Raw genomic sequence first — 18,058 nt, 5'->3', positions numbered from 1 at the left:
TTTTCCCGTCATTAACCGTTTCAGCGCAGGGCACCTTCCTTGAGCGGATTGCGTGATGGTGGTATCGTTTAGCGCTAATTTTAAAAAATACCGACAACCTTTGAGGGGATTTTCGTAATGCGTATCATTCTGCTTGGCGCTCCGGGCGCGGGTAAAGGAACTCAGGCTCAGTTCATCATGGAGAAATATGGTATTCCGCAAATCTCCACTGGCGATATGCTGCGCGCTGCCGTGAAATCAGGCTCCGAGCTGGGAAAACAAGCGAAAGACATCATGGACGCCGGTAAGCTGGTGACCGACGAGCTGGTGATCGCGCTGGTAAAAGAGCGTATTGCTCAGGAAGATTGCCGTAACGGCTTCCTGCTGGACGGCTTCCCGCGTACTATTCCGCAGGCTGACGCCATGAAAGAAGCGGGTATCAACGTTGATTATGTTCTCGAATTCGCCGTACCGGACGAGCTGATCGTTGATCGTATCGTGGGTCGCCGCGTGCACGCTGCTTCTGGTCGCGTCTACCACATCAAATTCAATCCACCTAAAGTGGAAGGCAAAGACGATGTGACCGGTGAAGAACTGACCACCCGTAAAGACGACCAGGAAGAGACCGTACGCAAGCGTCTGGTGGAATATCATCAGATGACCGCGCCGCTGATTGGCTACTACCAGAAAGAAGCGGAAGCAGGCAACACCCAATACGCGAAGGTTGACGGTACTCAGGCCGTGGCGGATGTTCGCGCCTCCCTGGAAAAAATCCTCGATTAATTCGTAAAATGCCCGATGGCGCTGTGCTTATCGGGACTCCCGTAGGCCGGATAAGATACTGCGCATCGCCATCCGGCAAAACTTCACCTCTCACAGCAATTAGTTCTTCTTCCTCACTTTTCCGCTACAATTATCAACAATTTGAATCGATAAGAGGCGGTAATGCATCAGACGAAAACCGGTATTCTGCTGGCCAACCTGGGAACTCCCGATGCCCCCACTCCTGAGGCGGTCAAACGCTATCTGAAACAGTTTTTAAGCGATGAGCGTGTTGTGGATACATCTCGTCTGCTGTGGTGGCCATTGCTGCGTGGTGTGATCCTGCCATTGCGTGCGCCTCGCGTGGCAAAGCTCTACCAGTCTGTCTGGATGGACGGCGGCTCGCCGCTGATGGTTTACAGCCGGGCGCAGCAGCAGGCGCTGGCGCAACGTCTGCCAGAAACACCGGTTGCACTGGGGATGAGCTACGGTTCGCCTTCCCTGGAGAGTGCTGTCGATGAACTGCTGGCGAACGATGTTGAGCACATTGTGGTGCTGCCGCTTTACCCGCAGTACTCCTGTTCCACCGTGGCGGCGGTCTGGGATGAGCTGGCGCGGATTATGGCACGTAAACGCAGCATTCCCGGACTCTCATTTATTCGCGATTATGCCGACGATCGCGCCTACATTGACGCGCTAGCAAAAAGCGCACGCGCCTCGTTTGCAAAGCACGGTGAGCCGGATCTGCTGCTGCTGTCGTACCACGGCATCCCACAGCGTTACGCAGATGAAGGGGACGATTATCCGCAGCGCTGCCGCGATACCACCCGTGAGCTGGTTTCCGTGCTGGGACTGCCGCCGGAAAAAGTGATGATGACCTTCCAGTCACGCTTTGGCCGCGAACCCTGGCTGATGCCGTACACCGATGAAACGCTGAAAATGTTGGGTGAGAAGGGGACGGGTCATATTCAGGTGATGTGCCCCGGTTTTGCCGCGGATTGTCTGGAAACGCTGGAGGAAATTGCGGTACAAAACCGGGAGATCTTCCTTGAGTCCGGTGGGAAGCAGTATGAATATATTCCGGCGTTGAACGCCACGCCGGAACATATTGATATGATGCTGAAGCTGACGGAGCCATACCGCTAAATTTGGGTCTTAAAGAAATGCGCGCCGTCCCGCAATGCCTCATCGGCGCTTTTCATCATCCGCGAGTAGTGCAGGAAGGCGTGCAGCGTACCAGGGTACATTTTGTACTCACAGGGTTGCTGATGCGCCTGTAACGTCTGATAAAGCAGGCGACTGTCATCAATCAGCGGATCAAACTCTGCACCGACTATAAAGCACGGTGGCACATCGTGTGTCAGATCGTTATTAAACAGGCAGTAGTAAGGTGACTCACGGTCTTCCTCGTTACGAAGATAGGCATTTTCGTACATCAGGAGATCTTCGCGCGTGAGTCCATCCCAGCTGCCGCCATGCAGCCGTCGGCTGACGGAATCCTGCATACCGTACAGGCCATACCACAGCAGCACGCCAGCCACTTTCCCGCAGGCTACCCGTTTGTCCCGCAGCCACAGCGCGCTGGAAAGCGCCAGCATGGCGCCAGCAGAATCTCCCGCAAAGCCAATCCGCGTCATGTTCAGTTGATATTTATCGGCACGCTGATGAAAAAACTGGCAGGCGGCGACCGTCTCCTCAATGGCCTGTGGGAAACGCGCTTCCGGTGACAGCGAATAGTCAACGCCAATCACCGTGCACTGCGTGTAATCAGCCAGCAGCCGCATGATACGGTCATGGGTGTCCAGGTTACCCAGGATAAATCCGCCGCCGTGCAGATAAAACAGGGTGGCTGTGCTGCCTGGCTTTGGGTAATAGAGGCGGGCAGCGACCTCTCCGTAAGCGCAAGGGACCACGCATTCTCGCGTCTCCATTGGCGGCGCGCCAGCATTCCAGAAGCGACGTTCGAGAGTATAGTGCTGGCGCATCGCCATAATATCATCGGCAGGCGGCCAGGGCGGTAAATCCTGATGGACGTTGATGACGGCTCTCATCTCATCTGAAATACGCTCGAGTACGGGGATCTTGTTTTCCGGTTTCATAAGATGCTCCTTGTGAAATCGAATTATTGTAAAAATTTAAGCCTGCGAAACTGCGATCCCACCGTCCGATATTGAAACTCTGTCGTGTCGGGGCGAATGTGCTACCATGCTGCGCTCAGTTGGCCACCCGTAAAAACCATCATGAAATTTCCCGGTAAACGTAAATCCAAACATTACTTCCCCGTCAATGCACGCGATCCGCTGCTGCAACAGATTCAGCCTGAAAATGAAACCAGCGCCTCATGGGTGGTCGGTATCGATCAGACGCTGGTGGATATTGAAGCCAAAGTCGATGATGGCTTTATACAACGTTATGGATTAAGCGCCGGGCATTCGCTGGTGATTGAGGATGACGTCGCGGAAGCGCTATATCAGGAGCTGGTGCGCGAAAACCTGATCACGCATCAGTTTGCCGGTGGAACGATTGGCAACACCATGCACAACTACTCCGTGCTGGCCGATGACCGTTCGGTACTGCTTGGCGTAATGTGCAGCAATATTGAGATTGGCAGCTATGCTTACCGCTATCTGTGCAATACCTCCAGCCGCACCGATCTCAACTACCTGCAGGGGGTTAACGGACCAATTGGTCGCTGCTTTACGCTGATTGGCGAGTCCGGGGAGCGTACCTTTGCAATCAGCCCAGGGCATATGAATCAGCTGCGGGCGGATAGCATCCCTGAATCGGTGATTGCCGGGGCTTCTGCGCTGGTGCTGACCTCCTATCTGGTGCGCTGCAAACCCGGCGAACCGATGCCAGAAGCGACCATGAAGGCCATTGAATATGCGAAAAAGCATAACGTACCGGTAGTATTAACGCTGGGGACGAAGTTTGTTATTGCCGACAATCCACAGTGGTGGCAGACATTCCTCAAAGAAAATGTCTCTATCCTGGCGATGAACGAAGAAGAAGCAGAGGCGCTGACCGGCGAGAACGATCCGCTTCTGGCGTCTGATAAAGCGCTGGACTGGGTGGATCTGGTGTTGTGCACCGCCGGGCCGATTGGGTTGTTTATGGCAGGTTTCACCGAAGACGAAGTGAAACGCAAAACTCAGCACCCACTGCTGCCGGGGGCCATTGCTGAGTTCAATCAGTATGAGTTCAGCCGGGCGATGCGGCATAAAGATTGTACCCGCCCGCTGCGCGTTTATTCGCATATCGCGCCTTATATGGGCGGACCGGAAAAAATCATGAACACGAACGGCGCAGGGGATGGCGCGCTGGCGGCGCTGTTACATGATATTACCGCCAACAGCTACCACCGTACCAATGTGCCAAACTCCAGCAAACACCAGTTTACCTGGCTGACCTATTCGTCATTGGCGCAGGTTTGTAAATATGCCAACCGCGTGAGTTATCAGGTACTGAACCAGCACTCCCCGCGGCTGACGCGAGGGCTGCCGGAGCGCGAGGATAGTCTCGAAGAGTCGTACTGGGATCGTTAGACTTGCCCTGCGGCAATATTGCCCGGCGGCGCTGACGCTTGCCGGGCCTGCGGTTAACCTGTCACCACTTCACCGGCTGGCGGTGTCTCCAGCAGTTCCAGCATCGAGCGGGCGATTTCACGCTCGCCCATCACCACCTGATTGGCGCCACGCTCGGTAATATATTCCACTTCATCGTCGTAGTGCGCGCGGGCGATAATTTCAATGTTCGGTGATTTCTCGCGGGCGGTGGCCACGATCTCTCCGGCCTCGTATCCGTTCGGGATAGTCAGCAGCAGCCAGCGAGCGCACTCCAGATGCGCCAGACTCATGATCTCTTCATTGGCAGCGTTGCCCAACACCGCACGAATACCGCGTTCACGCAGCTCATCCACGCGGGTACGTGACGTTTCGATAACCACCAGCGGAATACCCGCCGCCATCAGTTTTTCGCCCAGCAGACTGCCGACGCGGCCAAAACCGACCAGCAGAGCATGGTTGCAGATATCCACCGGGATCTGCTTCTCTTCTTCGATGGCCTCTTCCAGCGTCTGCTCTTCCAGAGTTTCGGTTTTTGCGAGGTATTTCTCCAGCACAGCGAACAGCACCGGATTGAGCATAATCGACAGAATCGCCCCGGCGAGCACCAGGTTTTGTCCTGCCTGCGGCAGCAGGTTCAGCGCCATGCCAAGGCCCGCCAGAATGAAGGCGAATTCACCAATCTGCGCCAGGCTGGCGGCGATGGTTAACGCGGTACGCTGCGAGTGACCAAACAGGCGTACCAGGAAGAAGGCGGCAACGGATTTACCAAAGATGATGATCGCAAGCGTCGCCAGCACCGCCAGCGGCTGCTGAATCAGAATCATTGGATCAAAGAGCATCCCGACGGAAACGAAGAACAGCACCGCGAACGCGTCGCGCAGCGGCAGGGTATCGTGGGCCGCCCGGTGGCTCAGTTCGGATTCGTTCAGCACCATTCCGGCGAAGAATGCGCCAAGCGCAAAGGAGACGTCGAACAACTCTACCGCGCCAAAGGCGATACCTAATGCCAGCGCCAGTACGGAAAGCGTGAACAGTTCGCGGGAGCCCGTCGCGGCGCTGCGGGCCATAATCCAGGGCACCAGGCGGCGACCTACCAGCATCATAATGGCGATGAACGCCACCACCTTGCCGATCGTGATGCCCATATCGATCGCCAGCGTGGCGAAACCGACGTTGTCTTGTTCAACCATCCCGGCAATCGCGGGCAGCAGTACCAGCGTCAGTACCATCACCAGATCTTCGACGATCAGCCAGCCGATGGCGATTTGTCCACGCTGGCTATCGATTAACTGCCGTTCCTCAAGCGCGCGCAGCAGTACCACGGTACTGGCGGTTGAGAGACATAACCCGAATACGATGCCGGTCATCAACGACCAGCCCATCACTGCGGAAAGCGCCATACCCAGTAACGTCGCCACGGCTATCTGGGCGATAGCACCAGGAATGGCGATAGACTTTACCGCCATCAAATCCTTCAATGAGAAATGTAGCCCCACGCCAAACATCAGCAGGATCACGCCGAGTTCTGCCAGTTCTGGCGCCAGTTGGGTATCTGCCACAAAGCCTGGCGTAAAGGGGCCGGCCAGAACGCCCGCTAACAAATATCCCACCAGAGGAGAAATACGAAGCTTATTGGCAATCATGCCAAGTATAAAAGCGAGCACAAGGCCGCCAACAATGGTGGTGATAAGCGGGGTGGCGTGATGCATTCCGTCTCCTTTGGTTGGTGGGTTCCAAAATTCCAGGTAATAGTTTATGACAATTTTGATGTTTATGTTTATGAATAATTGTTGAAACCTGAAGAAAAACGGAATTTAGAAATAAAAAAGCACGGATCGGAAAACGAATGAGGTGAGAGTGGGGCAAAGGCTTATGGTATCAGGAGGTAGGGGCGGCTAAAGTTAACCTTTAGCCGCCGGAAAATCAGACTTTATGCCGGTTATCAGGCAGGAATATGGTCAGTATCCCCAGAAGTGGCAGGAAAGCGCAGATTTTATAGACCAGTTCGATACTCGTATGGTCGGCAACCAGACCTAACACCGCGGCTCCCAGTCCGCCCATGCCAAAGGCAAAACCGAAAAATAGTCCAGAAACCATGCCGATACGACCCGGAAGTAGCTCCTGGGCATACACCAGAATGGCGGAAAAGGCCGAAGCGAGGATAAAACCAATTATCACGGTCAAAATCCCCGTCCAGTGTAAGGTTGCATAGGGTAAAACAAGCGTAAACGGCGCTACGCCAAGGATAGAGCCCCAAATAACATATTTTCTACCGATTTTATCGCCCAAAGGTCCGCCAATAACTGTCCCGGCGGCAACGGCAAACAGGAAGGCAAACAGGTGAATTTGCGCGTTTTGTACCGATAATCCGAATTTTTGCATCAGATAAAAGGTGTAATAGCTGCTGATGCTCGCCATATAAAAGTATTTCGAGAAAATCAGTATCAGCAGCACACTTACGGCCAGGATCACCTTATTACGCGGTAATGGATTGATAATTTTCGCTTTAGGTTTACCTTTACTCATACGATGCTGCGCGGCATACCAGCGGCTGATTTGCGCCAACACGACGATAGCCAGCAGCGCAGCCAGGACGAACCAGGCCACATTCCCTTTCCCATATGGCGCAATGATGAGCGCCGCCAACAATGGGCCCAGCGAACTGCCGAAGTTACCGCCGACCTGGAAGATAGACTGAGCAAGACCATGACGTCCGCCAGAAGCCATTCGCGCCACCCGGGAGGATTCCGGATGGAATACCGACGAACCGGTACCGACCAGCGCCGCTGCCAGCAGTACGGTGGTAAAGCTGCCGGCCATGGCCAGCAAAACAAGCCCGCTCAGCGTGAAGCACATACCAATGGGGAGCGACCACGGCATAGGATATTTATCTGTCCAGTAGCCCACGACAGGCTGTAGCAGAGAAGAGGCGAGCTGGAAGGTCAGGGTGATCATCCCGATCTGCATAAAGGTGAGCGAGAACTCTGACTGTAATAACGGATAAATCGCCAGGATCAGCGACTGAATCATATCGTTCAACAGGTGAGAGAGGCTGATTGCACCTAAAATGCCGAACGAGGTACGTGCTTTAGCGACCGACGCTGACGCGCCAGTCGCGAGCTGGTTTTGTTCACTCATTGCCATAGAAAGTCACTTCTGTCTGATTTGCGATGTTGGGGGAATATCGTCGTTGTGATTATTACCTGACTAACATACCTTTGGATGGTGTTTGAAGGAAGTCTCAATTCTGAAAACTTATTTGTCTATTATTTTTATGGGCGGTAATTTTATACCCTCAATAATGAGAATTACAGGAAGGCGGCAAACGAGAGCGTCCCCGGAGCTTACTAAAGGAAGTGACAGGGATGAGCGAGCGCGGCCAACGCACGGGCAATTTCAGGTATGACGGGCATAGCGGCTGATATTGAGTCAGGGAGAATGGCATGAAATTTTTAAAACGGGGCGTGGCGCTGGCACTGTTCGCCGCTTTTACGCTGGCAGGTCAGCCTGTTCAGGCTTACGAAAAAGATAAAACCTACAAAATTACTATTCTGCACACTAACGATCATCACGGTCATTTCTGGCGCAGCGAATATGGGGAGTATGGGCTGTCGGCGCAAAAAACGCTGGTGGACGGTATTCGCAAAGAGGTTGCGGCTGAAGGCGGTAGCGTGCTGCTGCTTTCCGGTGGCGATATTAACACCGGCGTACCGGAATCTGACCTGCAGGATGCGGAACCCGATTTTCGCGGCATGAATCTGATTGGTTACGATGCCATGGCCGTTGGTAATCACGAATTTGATAATCCGCTTACCGTATTGCGTCAGCAGGAAAAGTGGGCCAGATTCCCGTTTCTGTCCGCCAATATCTACCAGAAAAGTACGGGTGAACGGCTGTTCAAACCCTGGGCCATCTTTAAACGTCAGGATCTGAACATTGCCGTTATCGGTTTAACAACCGATGACACGGCGAAAATCGGCAACCCGGAATTCTTCACGGATATCGAATTTCGCAAACCCGCTGAAGAAGCAAAGGTGGTGATTCAGGAATTGCAGATGAATGAAAAGCCGGATGTCATTATTGCAACGACCCATATGGGTCACTATGACAATGGTAATCACGGCTCTAATGCACCGGGCGATGTAGAAATGGCGCGCAGCCTGCCTGCCGGTTCGCTGGCAATGATTGTGGGTGGTCACTCACAGGATCCGGTCTGCATGGCTTCTGAAAATAAAAAGCAAATGGATTATGTGCCAGGGACGCCCTGTGCGCCAGACAAGCAGAATGGTATCTGGATTGTGCAGGCGCATGAGTGGGGCAAGTACGTAGGTCGGGCGGACTTTGAGTTTCGTAACGGCGAAATGAAGATGGTGGACTATCAGCTGATCCCGGTGAACCTGAAGAAAAAAGTGACCTGGGAGGACGGGAAAAGTGAGCGCGTACTCTACACCCCTGAAATCCCGGAAAACCCGCAGATGCTTTCACTGTTAACCCCGTTCCAGAACAAAGGCAAAGCGCAGCTGGATGTGAAAATTGGCGTGGTGAATGCGCGTCTGGAAGGTGACCGTAGCAAAGTCCGTTTTGTACAGACCAATATGGGGCATCTGATTCTGGCGGCGCAAATGGCGCGAACCGGCGCTGACTTTGGTGTGATGAGCGGTGGCGGTATTCGTGATTCAATTGACGGCGGTGATATCACCTATAAAAGCGTGCTGAAGGTACAGCCGTTCGGTAACGTGGTGGTGTACGCTGATATGAGCGGGAAAGAGGTCAGCGAGTATCTCACCGCGGTCGCGCAGATGAAGCCGGACTCGGGGGCTTATCCGCAGTTTGCTAACGTCAGCTTTGTGGCGAAAGATGGCCAGCTGAACGATCTGAAGATCAAAGGGGAGTCTGTCGACCCGGCGAAAACTTATCGGATGGCGACCCTGAGCTTTAACGCGACGGGCGGGGACGGTTATCCGCAAATCGATAACAAATCCGGCTACGTCAATACCGGGTTTATTGATGCGGAAGTGCTCAAAGAGTATATCCAGCAGAATTCACCGCTGGATGTTGGGGCGTATGAGCCCAAAGGTGAAGTAAGCTGGCAGTAACTGCATATCGTTGCTGGATTATCGCAGGCCCGGTAAGCGCAGCGCCATCGGGCAAAAAATCAGTCCCGGCGAGCGATATCGGCGAATTTTGCATTCAGCATGTGGGCTAAATCGCTCGCGGCCAGTTCAATATCCAGCCCACGTTTGCCGCCGGAAACATAGATGGTGGCAAACGTCCGGGCTGGAGCATCAATCAGCGTCGGTAAGCGTTTTTTCTGTCCCAGTGGACTGATTCCTCCTACCAGATATCCCGTGGTGCGTTGTGCAACCATCGGGTCGGCCATATCAACCTTTTTCGCGCCCAGCGCCTTTGCCACTTTTTTGAGGTCTAACTGCCCGGCGACAGGGGTGACAGCGACCGCCAGCTGTTTCATATCGCCGTTTATGGCAACCAGTAACGTCTTGTAGACCCGATCCGGATCCAGACCCAGTTTGCGTACAACTTCATCACCGAAGTTGGTTTCTGAGGGATCGTGGTCGTAGCTGTGGATTTGAAAGGGAATCTTGTTTTTTTCGAGTAAGTTAACGGCGGGTGTCATAGCAATTATTCCTGGCCCAGACAAAATACCCTATAAGCATACGCCCGATGACGGTCTAAAAAATAGTACCATCTTGCGCAATTGTATTGGCAGGATGCTGAGTTTGAGCGACAATCGAACTACACCGTCGCATTAAGCGGCGGCATAATAATAATGATGAAATTCCTCTTTGACGGGCCAATAGCGATATTGGCCATTTTTTTATCGCATCAGTTCCGGCAGGTTTCCCTCGCCATAAAGATGAAGCGCCCCCACCGCGACGACGTACCGGCCCGGTGGCATTGCCTTCAGACGATCCCGCCATGCAACGTTTCTCTGATGCATCAGAACATCGTACAGTGACTGGCTGAAGGTGTTTGGCAAAGTAAGATCGTGATTCTGCGGCGGCGTTTGCAACCACCAGCTCATCATTTGCTGTAACAGGCGGGCGTTGGTGTGCCAGTGGGCCAGGGTGTCGTCCAGCAAAGCAAGTCCGCTGTCCGGTAACTGGCACAGCAGATTGATCTGACTGGATGCGCCTTCCAGCTCAACGATTGGCTTATGCACCCGCTTCGCGGCCTGCAGGAGTTGGTAATCGATCCCATATTCAGGCCGCAGCCCCAGCTGTTGCGCCTGGGTGGCTTGCAATACCATGGCGATTTGCCACAGCGGCTGCGTCGAAAACAGAGAAGGGGAGATCCCCAGCTCATCGGTGACTTTTTGCAGATGCCGCAACTGCTCTTCGCTGATGCGTTCTTCCAGCGCGTTAAACGTGGGGAGATCGGCAAACGGGCTGTCGTCGCCGGAGACGTCAGCTTCGACGATCAGCGCATCGGCACGTCTGATCTTTTTCAGTAACTTTGCTGGCAGAGGGGCCATTTCGCGGGTTCCCATATGGATACTTCCCACGAGATGAAAATGGCGATTACCGGGCAATGTGATATCGATGGCAGGCCAGGTGTAATGAGTGCCGCGCAGGGCTGCAAAAAACGTTTTTACCCGGTACCACAGAACCATGCGACCTCCCTGAGTTAAACCTTATGCTAGCGCGTGGTTCTGAAAGTCGCAAACTGCAGTGCCGTTTGCCTGGAGGATTCGCGGGTGTTTCAGCTAAATGAATCACGCCAGCGCGTTGATACCTTCCGGCTGGTGGATTTCGCCCGGCGGCGAAAAAACACCTGAAAGTAAGATCGTCGCTGGCGTTGACCGTAATCCTTTCGGTACGCTGATTAGCTTTTCGGCTTAAAGCGCAGCAGTCGGTTAGCGTTGCTCACCACGGTAATGGAGGAGAGCGCCATCGCTGCGCCAGCAACCACCGGGTTGAGCAGGGTACCGGTAAATGGCCACAGAATCCCCGCCGCCACCGGGATCCCGATGCTGTTATAGATAAATGCACCCAGCAGGTTTTGCTTCATATTCCGCAGCGTTGCGCGCGAAATGGACAGCGCATCCGCCACGCCCATCAGACTGTGACGCATCAGGGTGATGGCCGCAGTTTCAATCGCCACGTCGCTCCCGCCGCCCATTGCAATACCAACATCCGCCTGCGCAAGCGCCGGGGCATCGTTAATGCCGTCGCCAACCATCGCCACCTGGCGTCCCTGACTTTGCAGACGTTTTATCGCATCGGCTTTGCCGTCCGGCAACACGCCCGCAATGACCTCATCAATACCCGCTTCTTTGGCGATGGCGTTGGCCGTCGTTGGGTTATCGCCGGTTAACATTACCAGACGATACCCGGCGCGCTGCAGTCGCTGGAGCGCCGCCACGCTGTCGTTGCGTAAAGGATCGCGTACCGCCAACAGCGCCGCCGCTTTGCCGTCAATAGCCAACAGGACCGGCGTTGCCCCCTGAGAGGCCTGAGCGGTAATCTCCGCGTCCATTTCTGCGGTAACAACCTGTTGTTCATTTAGCAGTGCCTGGTTGCCCAGCAGCAGCGTGTGACCTTCCGCTTTGCCGCTGACGCCCAGGCCGCGCAGGGTGCGAAAACCGCTCACCTGGGGCAGGCTGGCGTCTGCGGCTTTTTCCAGAATCGCCCTCGCCAACGGATGGCTGGAACCCTGTTCAAGAGCCGCCGCCAGGCGCAGCGCCATCGTTTCATCCGTATCACCAAAGGTTTTGATCGCGACAACCTGCGGTTTGCCTTCGGTCAGCGTACCGGTTTTATCGAATACCACGGTATCAAGCGTGCTGGCGCGTTGCAGCGCATCGGCATCGCGAACCAGAACGCCAAACTCCGCCGCCCGGCCCACACCGGAGATGATCGACATCGGCGTTGCCAGACCCAGCGCACACGGACAGGCGATGATTAACACCGTGGTAGCAATAACCAGCGTGTACACAATTTGTGGTGCCGGCCCAAAGAAGTACCAGATACCAGCACTCACCAGGGCAATCACCACCACCACAGGAACAAAGACAGCAGAAATTTTGTCGGCAAGCTGACCGATTTCCGGCTTGCTGCTCTGTGCCTGACGCACCATACGAATAATGCGCGATAAAGTCGTGTGGCTCCCTACGGCGCTTGCCCGGAACAGCACGCTGCCATCCTGTACCACCGTCCCGGCGTGTACGCTGTCGCCTTCACCTTTTTGCTGCGGGATGGGCTCGCCGGTAAGCATGGCTTCATCCAGCCACGCTTCGCCCTGAGTTATCTCACCGTCAACCGGGACGCGGTCACCGGTGGTCAGGCGTAACAGCATTCCCGGCTGAACGTCCGCCAGAGGCACGTTTTTTTCGCCTTCCCCGGTGACCACACGCGCCGTCGGCGGCGTTAAATCGAGCAATTTTTCCAGCGCCTTAGAAGAACGCTGACGGGCGCGGGCTTCCAGCATATGTCCGAGGTTAATCAGACCAATAATCATCGCGCTGGCTTCATAATAGAGATGACGGGCTTCCATCGGAAACCACTGAGGCCACAGGTTGACGCTCATTGAGTAGAGCCAGGCCACCCCGGTGCCGAGCGCCACCAGCGTATCCATCGTGGCGGTACCGTTCATCAGGCTTTTCCACGCGCTGCGGTAAAAATGGCCGCCCGCGAAGACCATTACGGCCAGCGTTGCCAGACCAATGGCCAGCCACAGGCTGCGGTTGTCGGCGGTGACCATCATGTTATCGCCGATCATCCCCCAGACCATCACCGGTATGCCCACCGCCAGCGCGACAATTGCCTGCCAGCGGAAGCGTTTCATGGTGGCAATCGCGGTCTCCTGCTGGCGCTCGCGGCGTTTGACGTCATCTTCAATTGCTTCTGCGCCATAGCCTGCTTTTTCTACCGCCTGCACTAAATCTGCGGCGGACGCGCTGCCCATGACCAGCGCGGTGCGTTCCGCCAGGTTCACCCGTGCCTGCGTGACGCCCGGAACGCTTTGCAGCGCGTTTTGCACCCGGGAGACACAGCTGGCGCAGCTCATGCCGCTTAACAGCAACTGTTGGCTCTCATCATCGGCCATCGCAGCCGGAAGCTCAGGAGGGACCGCTGCCAGTGCTTCCGACGGGATTGATGACTCCGCCAGCGGTTTAGCCTTTGGGTGGCTTAACTCTGCGCTATACCCGGCCTGTTTGATCGTTTCAATTAGGGCTTCTGCGCTGGCGCTACCGGTGACATGCGCTTCGGTCACCGTGACGTCAGCCTGCTCAACGTCAGGACGTTGTTCGAGACTTTCTTTCACGCGTTTGACGCAGTGACCGCAGGACAGTCCGTCCAGGATCAGGTCGATGGTTTGAGACATAACACACTCCTTTATTACAGGGATTAACTGACTGTGATAAAGGTTAAACCTTCCAGCAAGGGGAAGGTCAAGGGGTTTGTTTGATACCCGCGTTTTCAGTGTTCCAGCGCGATAGCGCAAACGTGTTCGAGCGTAGAAAGGTTGTTGTACAGTTCGGGTAAGGTCATTTTTTTTCTAATCACCACCTTAAGGTTAACCTCTATTTTTCCCTTTTTAACATCACGGATAGTCAGACTCTCAATAATACTTTTTTGTTGATTAATACTTTCTATCAGCGTTTGCAGTCCTGATTTTTGGTCAAGAATAATGCGGATTTTGACTTTGCCGGGTAACTGATTTTTGGTTTGTAAAAAGATGACAAAATAGCTGAGTTTGATAGCCAGCAGGAATAACCCGGTGGCAAGCAGCGCATGAAGATAAAAACCGGCGCCGCTGGTAATTCCCACACCAGCAGAAGCCCACACGATGGCTGCGGTTGTCAGCCCGGATATGGCGTCATCATGGCGATGCAGAATAACGCCAGCGCCGAGAAAACCTACGCCGCTGATAATTTGCGCGGCCAGGCGCATAGGATCGCTACGTATGTTCATAGAGATTTCGGCGTAATACTCTGCTGACTGAATAGAGACGATCGTCAGGACGCAGCTGGCTACTGAAATAATCACGCAGGTTTTGAATCCGACGGGCTTTCCTTTTGATTCCCTTTCAAGCCCGATGATTCCACCCAGAACAAATGCGACGCAAATTTTAGCCAGCGTAATTAAAATGGATTCTCCTTCGCCGGATAAGATGACTGCCAACGTATTCATTTTTCCCTCCGGAAAAACCGACCCCGAACAGTATGCGAACGCCTCCTTTCCCGATCCGTAACCCTATGCGCCGTAATTGTGGATATAGCGCTCGATCAGCGAAAGAAGTTGCCGGTTATCGATGCTCTGCAGAATTTTTACCTTCGCCCCTTTGGGGGCGGGGATCCCCACGTCCAGGCGCAATGTCTCGCGTCCATAGCGACAGGTCATACCGCGAGTGATGCCTTCCAGAGAAACATCCAGATAGTCCTCTGCTGTCTGTGCCAGAGAAGGATCAAGTAACCAGGCGACGGTTAAAACGTCGTGGATCCAGCATCCGGGCAGATTGCGGGTTTGCATTGAGTATGTGATCCACGGGCGAAGGGTTTGCTCCAGATAGCGGCTAAGCTCGTTTTCAGCCGCAGCCAGACGATCCAGATCGGCATGGAGCATCTGGGTTTTCGTCGTCACATCCATTGGGACCAGCGTGACAGGCGCACCGCTGGTGAGTACCGCATGAGCCGCTTCAGGGTCCAGACCAAAATTTGTGTCTTTCAGGTAGCCCGGCACATTGAACACCCCGCCCATTACCACGATATTTTTTACCGCATGAACGATCTGCGGATAGAGTTGCAGGGCAATGGCGACGTTGGTCAGTGGGCCTGTGGCAACCAGGGTGATCTCGCCGGGATTGCTACATATCCGTTCACCTATCGCCTCAGGCGCATGGGGGGGAACCGTCTGGCACGCCGCTGGCGCGGGGACATCCGACCAGAGCTGCCGTAAGCCAAACTGATCGACTCCGTGATCGAGTTTTTCCCGCCACGGCAGCGGATCTTCTCTGAGCGCGCGCGAGGCGCCACGGTAAACAGAAACGGGAATATCTAATCGCTGAACGAGATCTTTAGCGACCGCATATCCGATTTCGACAGGGGTATTTCCTGCAACGGTGGTGATCATCTCCAGAGAGAGCTGCGGCGCGGCAATCGCCAGCGCCAGCGCCAGTCCGTCATCGATATTGGCTCCGGGAACGCCATTGCCCGGATCGCAGTCGATAATGACGCGCATCGGTTCATTTTTACTTTGTCTCGGGTTGTACTTCATGTCCCTGGCAGCCACACGACTCTCCTACTCGTAAATAAAACTCAAATTCAACGCGGCGAACCTTTCCATCCCAGTTTTTCAGCATGTCGATTGCCGCACGGGCCATTTTGTCGACAGGCTGTCGAACGGCGGTTAAGGACGGGACGTTATAAGCCGATTCTTGCGTTGCGTTAAAGCAGACCAATGCCACATCCTGCGGAACGCGCAGGCCTTGCTCCGCCAGCGCGCGCAAACAACCGAGAGCCTGCTGTTCATTGGTCGCGAACACGGCTCGTGGCAACTGGCCTTGCAACATGCGCTTTGTCGCCTCGTAACCTCCGGCGCGGGTATAGTTGGTCGAAAAAATCCAGCAAGGATTGACCACCAGCGAAGAATCTTCCAGCGCCCGCTGCCATCCCCGGATACGATCCTGGGTATTCAACATTTCACGCGGGCCGCAAATAATCCCGATGTCACGGTAGCCGTGATCGATAAGATGCTTCGTGACCTGCATGGCCGCCAGCTGTTCATCCACCTGGATAACGCTGACGTTGAGCCCGGGATCCACGCGATCGAGCATGACGCAAGGGGTGGCGCTCTCCTGAATCAACTCAATATAAGGATGCCGATCAACGCTGGTGTAGATCAGCCCGTCCACCTGACGATTCAGCATATTATTGATAAGTTCACGTTCACGGCCGCTGCTGTCGCCCGCATCGCCCAGCAGGAGGACTTTGCCATCAGCAAATGCTTCGCGTTGCAAGGCATGCGCCATCGAAGCAATAAACGGATTCGAGATATCCGGTGCGACAAGCCCATAGGTTTGCGTGCTCCCTGAGGCCAGAGCACGCGCGATACCATTGGGGCGATAGCCGGTTTTTTTAATGGCCTGCAACACGCGCTGTCGGGTCGCTTCGGCAACGGGGCGCGGACCATTATTAATAACGTAACTCACGACAGCGACGGACGTTCCCGCCTCTTTTGCCACGTCAGAACGTGTTACGCGTTGCGAATGTGATTGGGTCACGAGGCACCTACCTGATTGTGTTCAGAGTCATCTTTTTTCCAGACAGCATAAGGCGTTATGACCCAAAAATCTTTGGTAAAGAACGCGCATCCCACGTTCTCAGGCCTCAAATTGCATCCTCGGGCAGGTTGAGATCCCGCCCGCGGGTCTCCGGCGCGAAGAAAGTGGTCACCAGCCCAACTGTGGCCATCAGGGCGAAATAGACGGCGATAGGCCACCAGTGTCCGTAAAACGAGAGCAGCGCAGAGGCGACAAGCGGCGCGGTACCGCCAGACATAATGGAACCTAACTCTTTCGCAAATGCCATTTTGGTATAACGGTTGGTCACGCCGAAAAGCTCCACGCCCCACGCAGCCTGAACGCCGAAAATGCCCAGTGAAGCGAGGCCCATCCCGGTAACGATCGTCGGGATCACAATCCACGGCTCACGAGAGTCCAGCAGCATGAATGCCGGGAATGCGTACAGGATCAGCAACAGGCAGAACCAACGATAGATGATGCGTCTGCCAAAGCGATCGGAAAGCCATCCCGCCAGCGGAATAATGGCGAATCCCAGAACCGATGCGATAAACACTGCCACGGTCGGTACAGATTTATCTACCATCAGCACTTTAGCGACATAGCCAATGATAAATCCCTGGGCCAGGTAGGAAGGGCCATTTTCACCAATACGTAATCCAACCATGGTCCAGAACGCCCGGGTGCGTTTCCAGAAGCTACGCGTGTCATGCTGCTGTTGCACCTGTCCCTGGCGAAGGGCTTTTTCTCGCTCGGCCTGCAGGAGCGCTTTTTGCCGCTCGAAAACGGGCGTTTCACGCATATGACGACGAATGAATAATGCTGCCGCGGCGATGAGAATGCTGCAAAGAAAAGGAATACGCCATCCCCAGCTCAGCAGGGCGTCTTTATCCATTTGCAGGACGATGAGCCAGACCAGAGAAGCCAGCAAGGTTCCGCTATTTGAACCCAGAGCGATAATCGAGGAAACCAGTCCGCGGCGCTTAACAGGGGCGTATTCACCCAGCATGACCGTACCACCGGAAAGTTCCGCCCCGGCTCCCAGACCCTGGGAAAATCGGAGGATGACCAGACATACCGGCGCCCAGACGCCAATCTGGGCGTAGCTGGGGATTAAGCCTATCAGCATGGTTGACATGCCCATTAATCCAATGGTGATAACCATGACAATCTTCCGACCATGACGATCGCCTATCCAGCCGAACAGCAAGGCGCCGATGGGGCGGGCAATAAACCCAACGGAATAGGCGGCGAAGCTGGAAAGTAGCGCCATAACAGGTGTGGCTTCCGGGAAAAAGACATCGCCAAAGATAATGCCTGCGGCAAGGCCATACAGCGCAAAATCGGCATATTCCATTGTGGTACCTAACCAGCAGGAAAATGTGGCTCGCCAGAATTCGCGGCGTCCCTCGGGGGTTTCGAGTCGCTCCTGAGCTGCCTGTTGGCCGTCCGTCAGGGGAACAGAGGATGAATGTGTGTTCATAAGAACT

15 protein-coding genes are annotated in these 18,058 nt (G+C 54.6%); 5 read left to right on the top strand and 10 right to left on the bottom strand.

What is annotated here, in order from left to right:
• Positions 1-117: 117 nt before the first annotated feature.
• Together adk and hemH are read left to right on the top strand one after the other, a co-directional pair.
• Complete coding sequence (adk, locus tag C3432_RS10690) at positions 118-762, top strand: adenylate kinase (protein ID WP_103776570.1); 645 nt, start codon at positions 118-120, stop codon at positions 760-762.
• Between the two features lie 162 nt (positions 763-924).
• Positions 925-1,887 carry a ferrochelatase gene (gene hemH / locus C3432_RS10685; protein WP_103776569.1) on the top strand — a complete coding sequence of 321 codons (963 nt, stop codon included), beginning with the start codon at positions 925-927 and terminating at the stop codon, positions 1,885-1,887.
• On the opposite strand, the gene aes is transcribed toward hemH, so the two are convergent.
• Complete coding sequence (gene aes / locus C3432_RS10680) at positions 1,884-2,840, bottom strand: acetyl esterase (RefSeq protein WP_103776568.1); 957 nt, start codon at positions 2,838-2,840, stop codon at positions 1,884-1,886. The genes hemH and aes overlap by 4 nt on opposite strands.
• 141 nt (positions 2,841-2,981) lie before the next feature.
• Between aes and gsk the strand changes: the two genes are divergently transcribed.
• Complete coding sequence (gene gsk, locus C3432_RS10675) at positions 2,982-4,286, top strand: inosine/guanosine kinase (protein WP_103776567.1); 1,305 nt, start codon at positions 2,982-2,984, stop codon at positions 4,284-4,286.
• A 53-nt stretch (positions 4,287-4,339) separates the two neighbouring features.
• Here the strand turns inward: gsk and ybaL are convergent, their stop codons facing one another.
• On the bottom strand, positions 4,340-6,016 hold the full coding sequence (gene ybaL / locus C3432_RS10670) for a YbaL family putative K(+) efflux transporter (protein WP_103776566.1): 1,677 nt from the start codon (positions 6,014-6,016) through the stop codon (positions 4,340-4,342).
• 214 nt (positions 6,017-6,230) lie between these two features.
• Positions 6,231-7,451: a fosmidomycin MFS transporter gene (gene fsr / locus C3432_RS10665; RefSeq protein WP_103776565.1), complete on the bottom strand. Its 1,221-nt coding sequence runs from the start codon at positions 7,449-7,451 to the stop codon at positions 6,231-6,233.
• 299 nt (positions 7,452-7,750) lie between these two features.
• Between fsr and ushA the strand changes: the two genes are divergently transcribed.
• Positions 7,751-9,403, top strand: a complete 1,653-nt coding sequence (gene ushA, locus C3432_RS10660; RefSeq protein ID WP_103776564.1) for a bifunctional UDP-sugar hydrolase/5'-nucleotidase UshA — start codon at positions 7,751-7,753, stop codon at positions 9,401-9,403.
• A gap of 59 nt (positions 9,404-9,462) precedes the next feature.
• On the opposite strand, the gene ybaK is transcribed toward ushA, so the two are convergent.
• Positions 9,463-9,942, bottom strand: a complete 480-nt coding sequence (ybaK, locus tag C3432_RS10655) for a Cys-tRNA(Pro)/Cys-tRNA(Cys) deacylase YbaK (protein WP_103776563.1) — start codon at positions 9,940-9,942, stop codon at positions 9,463-9,465.
• A 201-nt stretch (positions 9,943-10,143) separates the two neighbouring features.
• Positions 10,144-10,938 carry a TraB/GumN family protein gene (locus tag C3432_RS10650; RefSeq protein ID WP_103776562.1) on the bottom strand — a complete coding sequence of 265 codons (795 nt, stop codon included), beginning with the start codon at positions 10,936-10,938 and terminating at the stop codon, positions 10,144-10,146.
• 97 nt (positions 10,939-11,035) lie between these two features.
• Between C3432_RS10650 and C3432_RS27950 the strand changes: the two genes are divergently transcribed.
• Positions 11,036-11,167, top strand: a complete 132-nt coding sequence (locus tag C3432_RS27950; RefSeq protein WP_258041599.1) for a hypothetical protein — start codon at positions 11,036-11,038, stop codon at positions 11,165-11,167.
• Here the strand turns inward: C3432_RS27950 and copA are convergent.
• The 5 genes from copA to C3432_RS10625 all read right to left on the bottom strand — a co-directional run bounded on the left by copA (position 11,151) and on the right by C3432_RS10625 (position 18,051).
• Entirely contained in the window at positions 11,151-13,652 is a 2,502-nt protein-coding gene (copA, locus tag C3432_RS10645) for a copper-exporting P-type ATPase CopA (RefSeq protein ID WP_103776561.1), read from the bottom strand. The genes C3432_RS27950 and copA overlap by 17 nt on opposite strands.
• A gap of 95 nt (positions 13,653-13,747) precedes the next feature.
• Complete coding sequence (locus C3432_RS10640; protein WP_103776560.1) at positions 13,748-14,461, bottom strand: MgtC/SapB family protein; 714 nt, start codon at positions 14,459-14,461, stop codon at positions 13,748-13,750.
• A gap of 63 nt (positions 14,462-14,524) precedes the next feature.
• On the bottom strand, positions 14,525-15,544 hold the full coding sequence (locus tag C3432_RS10635) for a nucleoside hydrolase (protein ID WP_103776559.1): 1,020 nt from the start codon (positions 15,542-15,544) through the stop codon (positions 14,525-14,527).
• Positions 15,519-16,550, bottom strand: a complete 1,032-nt coding sequence (locus tag C3432_RS10630) for a LacI family DNA-binding transcriptional regulator (protein ID WP_103776558.1) — start codon at positions 16,548-16,550, stop codon at positions 15,519-15,521. The genes C3432_RS10635 and C3432_RS10630 overlap by 26 nt, the downstream gene beginning before the upstream one ends.
• Positions 16,551-16,656: 106 nt before the next feature.
• Positions 16,657-18,051 carry an MFS transporter gene (locus C3432_RS10625; protein ID WP_103776557.1) on the bottom strand — a complete coding sequence of 465 codons (1,395 nt, stop codon included), beginning with the start codon at positions 18,049-18,051 and terminating at the stop codon, positions 16,657-16,659.
• Positions 18,052-18,058 lie beyond the last annotated feature (7 nt).

This window comes from Citrobacter amalonaticus, from assembly GCF_002918555.1.
Classification (GTDB): domain Bacteria; phylum Pseudomonadota; class Gammaproteobacteria; order Enterobacterales; family Enterobacteriaceae; genus Citrobacter_C; species Citrobacter_C amalonaticus_A.
The sequence above is the reverse complement of the archived record's forward strand: the minus strand, read 5'-3'. Positions and strand labels throughout refer to the sequence as shown.

Excerpts from the sequence above, each read along its gene's own strand:
- ybaL (WP_103776566.1), bottom strand. The coding sequence starts at position 6,016 with ATGCATCACGCCACCCCGCTTATCACCACCATTGTTGGCGGCCTTGTG.
- adk (WP_103776570.1), top strand. The coding sequence starts at position 118 with ATGCGTATCATTCTGCTTGGCGCTCCGGGCGCGGGTAAAGGAACTCAG.
- ybaK (WP_103776563.1), bottom strand. The coding sequence starts at position 9,942 with ATGACACCCGCCGTTAACTTACTCGAAAAAAACAAGATTCCCTTTCAA.
- ushA (WP_103776564.1), top strand. The coding sequence starts at position 7,751 with ATGAAATTTTTAAAACGGGGCGTGGCGCTGGCACTGTTCGCCGCTTTT.
- C3432_RS10650 (WP_103776562.1), bottom strand. The coding sequence starts at position 10,938 with ATGGTTCTGTGGTACCGGGTAAAAACGTTTTTTGCAGCCCTGCGCGGC.
- fsr (WP_103776565.1), bottom strand. The coding sequence starts at position 7,451 with ATGGCAATGAGTGAACAAAACCAGCTCGCGACTGGCGCGTCAGCGTCG.
- hemH (WP_103776569.1), top strand. The coding sequence starts at position 925 with ATGCATCAGACGAAAACCGGTATTCTGCTGGCCAACCTGGGAACTCCC.
- C3432_RS27950 (WP_258041599.1), top strand. The coding sequence starts at position 11,036 with ATGAATCACGCCAGCGCGTTGATACCTTCCGGCTGGTGGATTTCGCCC.
- copA (WP_103776561.1), bottom strand. The coding sequence starts at position 13,652 with ATGTCTCAAACCATCGACCTGATCCTGGACGGACTGTCCTGCGGTCAC.
- C3432_RS10640 (WP_103776560.1), bottom strand. The coding sequence starts at position 14,461 with ATGAATACGTTGGCAGTCATCTTATCCGGCGAAGGAGAATCCATTTTA.
- C3432_RS10625 (WP_103776557.1), bottom strand. The coding sequence starts at position 18,051 with ATGAACACACATTCATCCTCTGTTCCCCTGACGGACGGCCAACAGGCA.
- gsk (WP_103776567.1), top strand. The coding sequence starts at position 2,982 with ATGAAATTTCCCGGTAAACGTAAATCCAAACATTACTTCCCCGTCAAT.
- C3432_RS10635 (WP_103776559.1), bottom strand. The coding sequence starts at position 15,544 with ATGAAGTACAACCCGAGACAAAGTAAAAATGAACCGATGCGCGTCATT.
- aes (WP_103776568.1), bottom strand. The coding sequence starts at position 2,840 with ATGAAACCGGAAAACAAGATCCCCGTACTCGAGCGTATTTCAGATGAG.